8 protein-coding genes and 3 rRNA genes are annotated in these 12,710 nt (G+C 63.9%); all 11 read right to left on the reverse strand.

Going from position 1 to position 12,710, the window contains the following annotated elements; all coding sequences use genetic code 11:
- Positions 1–23: 23 nt before the first annotated feature.
- A complete protein-coding gene (locus C8E83_RS19425) occupies positions 24–194 on the reverse strand; it encodes a hypothetical protein (RefSeq protein ID WP_170159872.1) in 171 nt (56 codons plus the stop codon).
- A 62-nt stretch (positions 195–256) separates the two neighbouring features.
- Positions 257–1,300 (reverse strand): HAD-IIA family hydrolase, encoded by a 1,044-nt coding sequence (locus C8E83_RS07780; protein ID WP_121369200.1) that lies wholly within the window; start codon positions 1,298–1,300, stop codon positions 257–259.
- Positions 1,254–2,078 (reverse strand): hypothetical protein, encoded by an 825-nt coding sequence (locus C8E83_RS19850; protein WP_245981493.1) that lies wholly within the window; start codon positions 2,076–2,078, stop codon positions 1,254–1,256. The genes C8E83_RS07780 and C8E83_RS19850 overlap by 47 nt, the downstream gene beginning before the upstream one ends.
- Positions 2,079–2,089: 11 nt before the next feature.
- Positions 2,090–2,656 (reverse strand): hypothetical protein, encoded by a 567-nt coding sequence (locus tag C8E83_RS19855; protein ID WP_245981494.1) that lies wholly within the window; start codon positions 2,654–2,656, stop codon positions 2,090–2,092.
- A 455-nt stretch (positions 2,657–3,111) separates the two neighbouring features.
- Positions 3,112–3,228 (reverse strand): 5S ribosomal RNA (gene rrf / locus C8E83_RS07790).
- A gap of 202 nt (positions 3,229–3,430) precedes the next feature.
- Positions 3,431–6,559, reverse strand: a 23S ribosomal RNA gene (locus C8E83_RS07795).
- A gap of 482 nt (positions 6,560–7,041) precedes the next feature.
- Positions 7,042–8,562, reverse strand: a 16S ribosomal RNA gene (locus C8E83_RS07800).
- Together the 16S, 23S and 5S rRNA genes form the textbook arrangement of a ribosomal RNA operon.
- Before the next feature lie 583 nt (positions 8,563–9,145).
- Positions 9,146–10,459 (reverse strand): tyrosine--tRNA ligase, encoded by a 1,314-nt coding sequence (tyrS, locus tag C8E83_RS07805; protein ID WP_245981496.1) that lies wholly within the window; start codon positions 10,457–10,459, stop codon positions 9,146–9,148.
- 10 nt (positions 10,460–10,469) lie between these two features.
- Positions 10,470–11,078 (reverse strand): DNA-3-methyladenine glycosylase, encoded by a 609-nt coding sequence (locus C8E83_RS07810; RefSeq protein ID WP_121369202.1) that lies wholly within the window; start codon positions 11,076–11,078, stop codon positions 10,470–10,472.
- A gap of 22 nt (positions 11,079–11,100) precedes the next feature.
- Complete coding sequence (locus tag C8E83_RS19430; protein ID WP_170159873.1) at positions 11,101–11,241, reverse strand: hypothetical protein; 141 nt, start codon at positions 11,239–11,241, stop codon at positions 11,101–11,103.
- A 2-nt stretch (positions 11,242–11,243) separates the two neighbouring features.
- Positions 11,244–12,710 carry an argininosuccinate lyase gene (gene argH, locus C8E83_RS07815; protein WP_121371800.1) on the reverse strand — a complete coding sequence of 489 codons (1,467 nt, stop codon included), beginning with the start codon at positions 12,708–12,710 and terminating at the stop codon, positions 11,244–11,246.

Raw genomic sequence — 12,710 nt, forward strand, 5'->3', positions numbered from 1 at the left:
GAGCCGGGATGGTGCCTCGTCGCTCAACGCGGCGTCGACCCCGCCGCGGAAGACGACGAGTCGAGGGCGGCGCGCAGCTCGTCGTGGAGCTGCGCGAACGCCAGCGCACGCTGATCGAGCGGCTGCTGGTCGATGACGCTCAGCCGCGACACGAGGCCGTCGACCGCCTCGCCCGCATTCGTCTCATCACTCATGATCCAGCCACCCTAGCCGAGGCCGCCGACACGGGTCGGCGACTCTCCACAGGCCGCGGACCTCACTCCGTGTACAGCACCGGGTCGACGTCGAGCCCGTAGATCATGAGACCGCTGCCCCACACCGCCGCAGCTCCCGCGCGCAGCAGGTCGACGCGGGTCTCGCCTCGCTCGACGACGATCACGCGGTTGCCGCGCAGGTCGACGCGGGAGGTGCCGACCGTGAACGTGCGGGCTCCCTCGGCTCCTGCGCCCTCGATCGTGGCCGGGTAGGGCTGCAGGAGCCCGCGGAGGTCCGCCAGGAGGAAGTCCGGCCGCGACCCCTCGGGCGCAGCCAGCACCTGCTTCGCCTGGTCGATTCCGGTGAGCACCAGGATCGACGCGATGCCGGCCTTGTTCGCCCCGATGATGTCGGTGTCGAGCCTGTCGCCGATGAAGACGGGCTTCGTCGCGCCGAAGCGCTCGACGGCCGCGTCGAAGATCGCCTTCTCGGGCTTGCCCGCGACGAGCGGCAGCTTGCCGACGGCGGTGTGGACGGCCGACACGAGGGTGCCGTTGCCGGGGGCGATGCCGCGCTCCTGGGGGATGGTCCAGTCCTGGTTCGTCGCGACCCACGGGATGTCCTTCGCGAGGGCGAACGACGCCTCGGCCAGATCCTTCCAGCCCACCTCGGGTGCGAAGCCCTGGATCACGGCCGCAGGATCAGCCTCCGCCGACCGGGTGACCGTGAAACCGGCCCCCTCGACCACCGACGTGAGCCCGTCGCCGCCGACCACGAGGATCGTCGAGCCGGCCGCGACGTTCTCCTGCAGCAGCCGGATCGCCGCCTGAGGGCTCGTCACGACGTCGTCGGCCGTGACCGCGAGGCCGAAGCCCGAAAGCTGCTCGGCGACGGTCGCCGCGGTGCGCGAGGCGTTGTTCGTGATGTAGCCGATCCTGGTCGACTTCGCGGCCTCGTTGAGGCTCTCGACGGCGTGGGGGATCGCGTTGCGGCCCGTGTAGACGACGCCGTCGAGATCGGCGAGGACGACGTCGACGCCCTCGAGCGGCAGGCGCGGCTCAGTCGTCGGCTTCGATGCCGGCTTGCTCGTCTGCGCCGTCGTCATCGGCGTCGTGCTCGTCGCCGAGGGCTGCTGCGTCGGAGCCGGCGAGCTCGTCGTCGAGGGCGACGTCGTCTCCGCCGAATCCTTCGACTTCTTCTTCCACGATCTCGACAGTTTCACGGTCCTCCTCGGGATCCTGGGCGTTGAGCGCGGCACGGGCGCGTCGGGCGAGCGCCTGCCACTCGGCGGCGTCGGTGTCACGGCCGAGCTCTTCGAGCACGGTCGCGTAGGCGTCGAACAGATCGGGGCTGTAGCTGAACGCGCGCGTGCGGTCGAGCTGCGGGATCTCGAGTTCGCGCAGCGCCGCATCGGTCTGCCCGAGGTCGAGTCGGGCGCCCGACATCGCTATCGCGAGCGAGACGCGCACGGGAACGTCGAGCTCCTCGACCGGCACGGAGCGCGCGAGCTCGAGCGCGCGGTCCGGGCGCTCCAGACCCCGCTCGCTGTCGACCATGAGGGGCAGCTGGTCGTTGCGGCCCGAGATGCGTCGGTACGTGCGCAGCTCGCGGAGGGTGAGCGCGTAGTCCTCGAGCGCGTAGGCCGTGATGGCGATGGTCTCGCGGACCACGGCGATGCGGCCGGCTCGACGACCGGCAGACAGCGCGTGCAGGTGGGCGAGCTGAGGATCCTCGTCGATCAGGCGCGCGGCCATCACGAGATGGCGGGCGACGAAGTCGGCGTTCTCCTTGCTCAGGGTCTTCAGCTCGGCGCGCGCGACGCGGTCGAGGTCGCGCGGGTCGACGTCGGCCGAGATGTGAGGCTCCTCGTGGCGCGGGCGCACGGAACGGAGGTTCAGCGGATCGCGGTCCTCGCGGACGGCGTCGCGGTCGTCCCGGCGGGGGCCGCGATCGTCACGACGGGGCCCACGGTCGTCACGACGCGGGCCACGGTCGTCACGGCGAGGCCCACGGTCGTCACGCGAGTGGCCGGTGTCCGGTCGCCCCGCGATGGGGCGGCCCGACCCTCCGCGCGGTGGCCGACGATCGTCACCCCCGCGCTGCGGACGCCCATCGCCCGAGGGACGGAACGGACGGCGATCGTCGCCACCCCGACGCGGACCGCTGCGATCGTCGCGATAGTCGCCCCGAGGCCCGTCGCCGCGAGGAGGCCGCGACGCGTCGCCTCGGTCGGCTCCGCGTCCGTTCGACGGGCGGTCCTGCCACGGGCGCTGTGGCCGGTCGGAGCCGCCGCGAGGTGGCCGAGGGCTCCACGACCGGTCGCCGTCCCGCTGCGGACGACGCTCGTCACCGGAGCGATCGGGCCTCTGGCCCCACGGACGACCGCCTCCCTGAGGGCGATCGTCATCACGGCGAGGCGTCCACGGGCGACCACCGCTCGGCCGGCCACCGGCGTCGCCACGCGAACGCTCCCAGGGCTTGCGAGGGGCGCCGGAGCCGACACCACCGCGGTCAGGACGACCCGCGTTCGAGCGTGGCGGACGCCCTGCGCTCGAACCACGGTCGTCGCCGGAGCGCCCACCGCGGGCTCCACCCTCGCGGCCCCGTCCGCGGTCTGAACTCCCCCGGTCCTCCCCGTCGCGTCGCGGACGCTTGTCTCGGTCGTCGTCGCGATCGCTCATGGGATTCTCCTCGGGGTCGGCGCCGGAGGTCGTCCGGGCGCGAAGTCTTCTGCCGCTGTAGCCGCCGACTGACTCGGCGTGCAGTGACGAGGAGCTCCATGACTGATCGTCGTGGCTCACTCGCCGGGGCCTGCTGTGGTGTTGTGACTCGAGCCTACCAGCCGAGACACGAGCGGCCGATGGCCGTGTTAACGACGAAGAGGCCACCCTTGCGGGTGGCCTCTTCTGAAGTTGAGTCCGGCGGTGTCCTACTCTCCCACAAGGTCCCCCTTGCAGTACCATCGGCGCTGAGAGTCTTAGCTTCCGGGTTCGGAATGTGTCCGGGCGTTTCCCTCTCGCTATGGCCGCCGAAACACTAGGTCAAGCTGTACACACGGTGCCCATCAGTGATGGGGTGTGCCGGCTTGAAGATCATGTTTCAACCAAAGCTGGTTGTTCAATTATGTGTTTCCACGGTCCAGCAGGTGTGCTGGTCGACCGTTTTTTGGGAACCACAGAGTGGACGCGAGCATTCACTGCCACCCTTCATCCACACGATCGTGTGGGGGTGGTGTGTTGTCAAGTTGTCGGCTTATTAGTACCGGTCAGCTCCACGAGTCGTTAGTCCTCGCTTCCACATCCGGCCTATCAACCCAGTAGTCTAGCTGGGAGCCTCTCCCCCCGAAGGGGATGGAAATCTCATCTCGAAGCCGGCTTCCCGCTTAGATGCTTTCAGCGGTTATCCGTTCCGAACGTAGCTAATCAGCGGTGCTCTTGGCAGAACAACTGACACACCAGAGGTTCGTCCATCCCGGTCCTCTCGTACTAGGGATAGATCTTCTCAAATTTCCTACGCGCGCAGCGGATAGGGACCGAACTGTCTCACGACGTTCTAAACCCAGCTCGCGTACCGCTTTAATGGGCGAACAGCCCAACCCTTGGGACCTACTCCAGCCCCAGGATGCGACGAGCCGACATCGAGGTGCCAAACCATGCCGTCGATATGGACTCTTGGGCAAGATCAGCCTGTTATCCCCGAGGTACCTTTTATCCGTTGAGCGACAGCGCTTCCACAAGCCACTGCCGGATCACTAGTCCCGACTTTCGTCCCTGCTCGACTTGTCAGTCTCACAGTCAAGCTCCCTTGTGCACTTACACTCGACACCTGATTGCCAACCAGGTTGAGGGAACCTTTGGGCGCCTCCGTTACTTTTTGGGAGGCAACCGCCCCAGTTAAACTACCCACCAGGCACTGTCCCTGAACCGGATCACGGTTCGAAGTTAGATATCCAGAGTGACCAGAGTGGTATTTCAACAATGACTCCACCCGAACTAGCGTCCGAGCTTCACCGTCTCCCACCTATCCTACACAAGCCACACCGAACACCAATACCAAGCTGTAGTAAAGGTCACGGGGTCTTTCCGTCCTGCTGCGCGTAACGAGCATCTTTACTCGTAGTGCAATTTCGCCGAGTTCGCGGTTGAGACAGCTGGGAAGTCGTTACGCCATTCGTGCAGGTCGGAACTTACCCGACAAGGAATTTCGCTACCTTAGGATGGTTATAGTTACCACCGCCGTTTACTGGGGCTTAAATTCTGAGCTTCGCTTGCGCTAACCCTTCCTCTTAACCTTCCAGCACCGGGCAGGCGTCAGTCCGTATACATCGTCTTGCGACTTGGCACGGACCTGTGTTTTTAGTAAACAGTCGCTTCCCACTGGTCTCTGCGGCCTTTCCCGCTCCCGGAGTAAATCCGTTCACGAGTCCGGCCCCCCTTCTCCCGAAGTTACGGGGGCATTTTGCCGAGTTCCTTAACCACGATTCTCTCGATCTCCTCGGTATTCTCTACCTGACCACCTGAGTCGGTTTGGGGTACGGGCAGCTAGAACCTCGCGTCGATGCTTTTCTCGGCAACATAGGATCACTGAATTCCCCCGATCGGGGTACGCATCGGATCTCAGGCGCGTTGACGACGGATTTGCCTATCGTCAGCCCTACATCCTTACACCAGGTTCACCTTACGGATACCATCGCCTGGCTCAGCTACCTTCCTGCGTCACACCTGTTAATACGCTAGCCGCACCAGCATGGGGTCGAGCGTTAGACCGGCCGGCATCACCCCGAAGGGATCCACTCAGCCGGGTTAGGACTCTTAGCACCACTGGATTGACTGGGGCGGTTCTTCGCCGGTACGGGAATATCAACCCGTTGTCCATCGACTACGCCTGTCGGCCTCGCCTTAGGTCCCGACTTACCCAGGGCGGATTAGCCTGGCCCTGGAACCCTTGGTCTTCCGGAGGACGGGTTTCTCACCCGTCTTTCGCTACTCATGCCTGCATTCTCACTCGTGTGGCATCCACGGCTGGATTCCTCCGCCGCTTCACTCGCCACACGACGCTCTCCTACCAATCCGTACGACTGAACCACGAAGGCTTATCAAAAAGTACGAATTCTACAACTTCGGTGGTGTGCTTGAGCCCCGTTACATTGTCGGCGCGGAATCACTTGACCAGTGAGCTATTACGCACTCTTTCAAGGGTGGCTGCTTCTAAGCCAACCTCCTGGTTGTCTATGCAACTCCACATCCTTTCCCACTTAGCACACGCTTAGGGACCTTAGTTGGTAGTCTGGGTTGTTTCCCTCTCGACGATGAAGCTTATCCCCCACCGTCTCACTGCTGCGCTCTCACTTACCGGCATTCGGAGTTTGGCTGACGTCAGTAAGCTTTTGGGCCCCATCGGCCATCCAGTAGCTCTACCTCCGGCAAGAAACACGCAACGCTGCACCTAAATGCATTTCGGAGAGAACCAGCTATCACGAAGTTTGATTGGCCTTTCACCCCTATCCACAGCTCATCCCCTCCATTTTCAACTGAAGTGGGTTCGGTCCTCCACGACGTCTTACCGTCGCTTCAACCTGGCCATGGATAGATCACTTCGCTTCGGGTCTAGGACATGCGACTTAATCGCCCTATTCAGACTCGCTTTCGCTACGGCTACCCCACACGGGTTAACCTCGCCACATATCGCTAACTCGCAGGCTCATTCTTCAAAAGGCACGCTGTCACCCCTACTAAGGAGGCTCCAACGGTTTGTAAGCAAACGGTTTCAGGTACTATTTCACTCCCCTCCCGGGGTACTTTTCACCTTTCCCTCACGGTACTTGTCCGCTATCGGTCATCTGGGAGTATTTAGGCTTATCAGGTGGTCCTGACAGATTCACACGGGATTTCTCGGGCCCCGTGCTACTTGGGATACCCATCCAGCCAACACACGCATTTCGGCTACGGGGCTCGCACCCACTATGGCCCGGCTTTCAATCCGGTTCGCCTATACGCTGCTGTCACTGTTCCAGTCCGGCAGAACTGAACGATGAGTCCCACAACCCCGACCATGCAACGACCGCCGTCTATCACACATGACCGGTTTAGCCTCATCCGCTTTCGCTCGCCACTACTCACGGAATCACTGTTGTTTTCTCTTCCTGTGGGTACTGAGATGTTTCACTTCCCCACGTTCCCTCTACCCGCCCTATATATTCAGGCGGGAGTCACCAGGTCGGCACGCCGCCTGGCGGGGTTTCCCCATTCGGACACCCTCGGATCACAGCTCGATTATCAGCTCCCCGAGGCTTATCGCAGATTTCTACGTCCTTCTTCGGCTCCAGATGCCAAGGCATCCACCGTTTGCTCTTAGAAACTTGACCACAAAGACACGACCGCAACCCGAAGGCCGCGATCGATAAATCAGTGTTATCTCGTATCAACACCCCAAAGGGTGTCAACTAAGAAATTGCACTAATGCACCTGTTCAGACCTCACGCTAGAGCGCGTGTCGTCAACAAGCACATTAGATGCTCGCGTCCACTATGTAGTTCTCAAAAAACGGGCGAACCCAAGATCCACCAGCACTAAAGCCGGCTTCTCAAGGTCCGTCGAGGAAAAAACCACCACCACTCGCAAACGAGCAGCAACCGGCTTGGTCCCTCAGGACCCAACAACGTGCACACCCCCAACCAGCCACCAGGACCCGTTCCCAACTCCCGAAGAAGCCGTACTGAGACCCCGATCTCGACCAGAGGTACTTGTCAAACGTTCCACCCATGAGCGCCACCCGACCACATTCGGGCCGGCGTGACTTGACCAGTCACTCCCCGTGTAAACAGCGGGGCTGGTGCATGCTCCTTAGAAAGGAGGTGATCCAGCCGCACCTTCCGGTACGGCTACCTTGTTACGACTTAGTCCTAATCACCGATCCCACCTTCGACGGCTCCCTCCACAAGGGTTGGGCCACCGGCTTCGGGTGTTACCGACTTTCATGACTTGACGGGCGGTGTGTACAAGGCCCGGGAACGTATTCACCGCAGCGTTGCTGATCTGCGATTACTAGCGACTCCGACTTCATGAGGTCGAGTTGCAGACCTCAATCCGAACTGAGACCGACTTTTTGGGATTCGCTCCACCTTACGGTATCGCAGCCCTTTGTATCGGCCATTGTAGCATGCGTGAAGCCCAAGACATAAGGGGCATGATGATTTGACGTCATCCCCACCTTCCTCCGAGTTGACCCCGGCAGTCTCCTATGAGTTCCCACCATAACGTGCTGGCAACATAGAACGAGGGTTGCGCTCGTTGCGGGACTTAACCCAACATCTCACGACACGAGCTGACGACAACCATGCACCACCTGTATACCGACCTTGCGGGGCGACCATCTCTGGACGTTTCCGGTATATGTCAAGCCTTGGTAAGGTTCTTCGCGTTGCATCGAATTAATCCGCATGCTCCGCCGCTTGTGCGGGCCCCCGTCAATTCCTTTGAGTTTTAGCCTTGCGGCCGTACTCCCCAGGCGGGGAACTTAATGCGTTAGCTGCGACACAGAAACCGTGGAATGGCCCCTACATCTAGTTCCCAACGTTTACGGCATGGACTACCAGGGTATCTAATCCTGTTCGCTCCCCATGCTTTCGCTCCTCAGCGTCAGTTACGGCCCAGAGATCTGCCTTCGCCATCGGTGTTCCTCCTGATATCTGCGCATTCCACCGCTACACCAGGAATTCCAATCTCCCCTACCGCACTCTAGTCTGCCCGTACCCACTGCAGGCTGGGGGTTGAGCCCCCAGATTTCACAGCAGACGCGACAAACCGCCTACGAGCTCTTTACGCCCAATAATTCCGGACAACGCTTGCACCCTACGTATTACCGCGGCTGCTGGCACGTAGTTAGCCGGTGCTTTTTCTGCAGGTACCGTCACTTTCGCTTCTTCCCTACTAAAAGAGGTTTACAACCCGAAGGCCGTCGTCCCTCACGCGGCGTTGCTGCATCAGGCTTGCGCCCATTGTGCAATATTCCCCACTGCTGCCTCCCGTAGGAGTCTGGGCCGTGTCTCAGTCCCAGTGTGGCCGGTCACCCTCTCAGGCCGGCTACCCGTCGTCGGCTTGGTGAGCCATTACCTCACCAACAACCTGATAGGCCGCGAGTCCATCCTTGACCAAAAAATCTTTCCACCCCCAGACCATGCGGCCAGGAGTCCTATCCGGTATTAGACGTCGTTTCCAACGCTTATCCCAGAGTCAAGGGCAGGTTACTCACGTGTTACTCACCCGTTCGCCACTAATCCCACCAGCAAGCTGGTGTTCATCGTTCGACTTGCATGTGTTAAGCACGCCGCCAGCGTTCGTCCTGAGCCAGGATCAAACTCTCCGTAAAAGAAAAACACAGAACGCATCGGAATAGACACGAACTGCAAGTTTGATGCTGACCAAACGACAACAATCTGACGATTAAGTTGTCCATTCAATCTCAAAGAAACCGTACATCCCAAAGGTCTGACCACCTGCGGTGGCCACCCCTCCGAAACGACGAGTTATTTGGCATTTGACAATGTGCACGCTGTTGAGTTCTCAAGGACCAAACACACCCCAGACCCACGCTCGTTGAAGAGCGTCTTGCTGGGAGTTCATTTGACACCTGCTCATCCCGGCGGGCCCCGCCAGACCCAGCGAAAGCTGTTCCTGACTAGACTTCGAGTCTTCAAGAGACTCGCTCGCAACCATGGTTGCGGGATGAGGACTTACAAACCCTACTCAGATTTCGATCGACTCGCAAGCGAGGATCTGAAGAGCGGGTGTCACCACTTGAGGCCGGTCACCGTGGCTTTCGCTCCGGTGTTTCCCGTTCCTTTGGGCTGACAGGTGAATACATTACGGGGAGGTTTCCCGGGCGGCAAATCGTGTGCATCCCGGGCGTGTCGCGGTGCTCCTGCGCCCCGGAAACCACGGAACGACGCGGCTCAGCCGACGATCGTGACGCCCGCCAGGGTCTTCTTGCCCCGGCGCAGGATCGCGCGGCCGCCGGCGAGCGCCAGCGTCGAGATCGCCACCGACTCGTCGGAGACGCGCTCGTTGTTGACGTACACGCCGCCCTCGGCCGCCGCGCGACGGGCTGCGCCGAGCGATTCGACGAGGCCGGTGGCGACCATCGCCTGCGAGACGGTCGTCGTCGCGTCGACCGTGGCGTTCGGGAGCTCGGCGATCGCCGCGTCGACTACGTCGAGCGGCAGCGCGGTCAGGTCGCCCCGGCCGAAGAGCGCCGACGACGCGTCGATGGCCGCCTGAGTCGCGTCCGTTCCGTGGACGAGCGACGTCACCTCGAGCGCGAGCCGCTTCTGGGCCTCGCGGGCGAACGGGCGCTCCTTCACCTCGACCTCGAGCCCCTCGATCTCGGCGCGGCTGAGGAAGGTGAAGACCTTCAGGCGGTCGATGACGTCGGAGTCGTCCTGGTTGAGCCAGAACTGGTAGAACGCGTACGGCGACGTCATGTCGGGATCGAGCCAGATCGCATTGCCCTCGCTCTTGCCGAACTTCGTGCCGTCGGAGTTCGTGATCAGCGGCGTGCCGATCGCGTGGACCGAGACCCCCTCGGTGCGCCGGATCAGCTCGGTGCCGCTCGTGAGGTTGCCCCACTGGTCGCTGCCACCGGTCTGCAGCACGCAGTCGTAGGTGCGGTAGAGCTCGCGGAAGTCGAGGCCCTGGAGGATCTGGTAGCTGAACTCGGTGTAGCTGATCCCGGCGTCGGAGTTGAGCCGGGCGCTCACCGCGTCCTTCTTGAGCATGGTGTTCACGCGGAAGTTCTTGCCGATGTCGCGCAGGAACTCGATCGCGCTCATCGGCTCGGTCCAGTCGAGGTTGTTGACGACACGCAGGGCGTTCGCCCCGTCGGACGCGATGAACTTCGTGACGTGGACGCGGATGCGCTCGACCCACTCGGCCGTCTGTTCGCGCGTCTTGAGCACCCGCTCTGCCGTGGGCCGCGGGTCGCCGATGAGCCCCGTCGAGCCGCCCACCAGGCCGAGCGGCCTGTGGCCGGCGAGCTGCAGACGACGCAGCAGCAGGAGCTGCACCAGGTTGCCCAGGTGAAGGCTCGGCGCGGTCGGGTCGAAGCCGCAGTAGTACGTGATCGGCTCGCCGCCGAGGAGCTCTCGAAGCGCTTCGGTGTCGGTCGAGACGTGGACGAGCCCGCGATAGACGATTTCGTCCCACACGTTGTCGAAGGTGGGATCGTTGCTCTGCGTGGCCAGGATGTCGGCCGTCGTCTGACTCGTCACACCCGCCAGTTTAGTGGGGGCGCCGCCGCACGACGGCCGGGCGGTAGGCGGAGACCGTGGGATCGTCGAGGAAGAATCGCCAGTCGTAGGCGTCGGTGCCCGCGTGGCCCGAGACGCCCACCCGCGGACCGCGCTGGATCCTGCTCCCCTCGACCGGCGCGTCGGGCAGGGAGAGGGAGAAGCCGGGGTCGCCGAGGCGCCGTCCGCTGTCGGCCAGCTCGACGGCGAGGGCTGAGCCGAGGCGGCCGGGGCCGCGCGCGAGCTCCGCGTCGCTCCGCGCGGACGCACGGCGCGCCCGGGCGACGTCGAGGCCGTCGACGACCTCGCCCGACCGCAGCAGGACTGCGGAGGCACGACCCTCTGGCTCGCAGACGAGGTTGAGGCAGCGGTGGATGCCGTACGAGAGGTAGACGTAGAGGGTCCCGGGAGGGCCCCACATGGGCAGCGTGCGGGGCGTGCGGCCTCGGTGCGCATGGCTTCCGGGATCCTGCCCCTCGCCCGCGTAGGCCTCGACCTCGGTGAGCCGGATGGCCACGTCACCCACGCGAAGCACTGCTCCGAGCAGCCGCGGCGCGGCGTCGAGCGCGGGCAGCGTGAGGACGTCGATCGCGTCGCTCACGTCGCCCGCCGCTCGGCCATCGTCAGAAGAATTCGCCGATCGAGATCGTGTACACGATCGCCACGACGACCACCACTGCGGCAACCGCGATGATGGTCGGCAGGAGCCACGGCCGCGGCTTCGGGGCCCTGTCGCCCCGCTGGCTCTTGTTGCTCCCGGCCATGGTCACACCTCGCCCGGGACGAGCGTCGCGACGAGGTGACGCACGCGCTCGGTCAACTGCGCGAGCTGCTCGGCCACGCGGTCGGGAGCTGTGCCGCCGACGCCGTTCCGGCTCGCGACCGAGCCCTGCACCGTGAGGACGGAGCGGATCTCGGGCGTCAGGTGCGGCGACACGGCGGCGTACTGCTCGTCGGTCGGCTGGTCGAGGTCGAGCCCGTTCTCTTCGCAGAAGCGGACGAGCGAGCCGGAGATCTCGTGCGCGTCGCGGAACGGCACACCCTGCTTGACGAGCCACTCGGCGACGTCGGTCGCGAGCGAGAAGCCCTGCGGCGCGAGCTCGGCCATGCGATCGACGTCGAACCGCAGCGTGGCCACCATGCCGGCGAACGCGGGCAGGAGCACCTCGAGCTGGGTGACCGTGTCGAACACCGGCTCTTTGTCTTCCTGGAGGTCACGGTTGTACGCCAGCGGCAGGCCCTTCAGCGTCGCCAGGAGCCCGGTCAGGTTGCCGATGAGGCGCCCGGACTTTCCGCGCGCGAGCTCGGCGATGTCGGGGTTCTTCTTCTGCGGCATGATCGACGAGCCGGTCGAGAAGCCGTCGTGCAGGGTGACGAAGCCGAACTCGCGGGTGTTCCAGACGATGATCTCTTCGGCCAGACGCGAGACGTCGATGCCGATCATGGCCGTCGCGAACGCGAACTCGGCGACGACGTCGCGTGAGGCGGTCGCGTCGATCGAGTTCTCGGTGGTGCGATCGAAGCCGAGCTCGCGAGCCACGAGCGCAGGATCCAGGCCGAGACTCGACCCGGCGAGAGCCCCGGCGCCGTAGGGAGACGCCGCTGCCCGCACGCCCCAGTCGCGCAGGCGCTCGAGATCGCGGACGAGCGGCCAGGCGTGGGCCAGGAGGTGGTGGGCGAGGAGGACCGGCTGCGCGTGCTGCAGGTGGGTGCGGCCCGGCATGATCTCCGTCGGGTGCGCGTTCGCCTGCGCGACGATCGCGTCGATCACGTCGACGACGAGCCGCGCGATGACGCCGGCGTGGTCGCGGAGGTACAGGCGCACGAGGGTGGCGATCTGGTCGTTCCGGCTGCGGCCCGCGCGGAGCTTGCCGCCGAGCTCGGGGCCGGCGATCGCCATGAGGTGCCGCTCGAGAGCGGAGTGGACGTCCTCGTCGGAGTCGGCAGCGGTGAGGGTGCCGTCGGCGACGCCGCGCTCCAGGGCGTCGAGCGCGTCGAGCATGCCCTTCAGCTCGGCCGCGGTGAGGTAGCCGGCGGCGTTCAGGGCGGCGGCGTGTGCGCGGGATCCTGCGATGTCGTAGGGGGCCAGCTGCCAGTCGAACTGAGTCGACTTCGACAGGGCCTGCAGCTCGGGGCTGGGGCCGGAGGCGAACCGGCCGCCCCACAGGGCGCCAGCCCGCCCCGAATCAGCACTGCGCGCGCCAGCCTCGGTCGCCCGGTTCGAGTCGCTCAC

Origin of the sequence: Frondihabitans australicus (assembly GCF_003634555.1) — a bacterium.
GTDB classification, from domain to species: domain Bacteria; phylum Actinomycetota; class Actinomycetes; order Actinomycetales; family Microbacteriaceae; genus Frondihabitans; species Frondihabitans australicus.

Excerpts from the sequence above, each read along its gene's own strand:
- C8E83_RS19425 (WP_170159872.1), bottom strand. The coding sequence starts at position 194 with ATGAGTGATGAGACGAATGCGGGCGAGGCGGTCGACGGCCTCGTGTCG.
- C8E83_RS07780 (WP_121369200.1), bottom strand. The coding sequence starts at position 1,300 with ATGACGACGGCGCAGACGAGCAAGCCGGCATCGAAGCCGACGACTGAG.
- C8E83_RS19430 (WP_170159873.1), bottom strand. The coding sequence starts at position 11,241 with ATGGCCGGGAGCAACAAGAGCCAGCGGGGCGACAGGGCCCCGAAGCCG.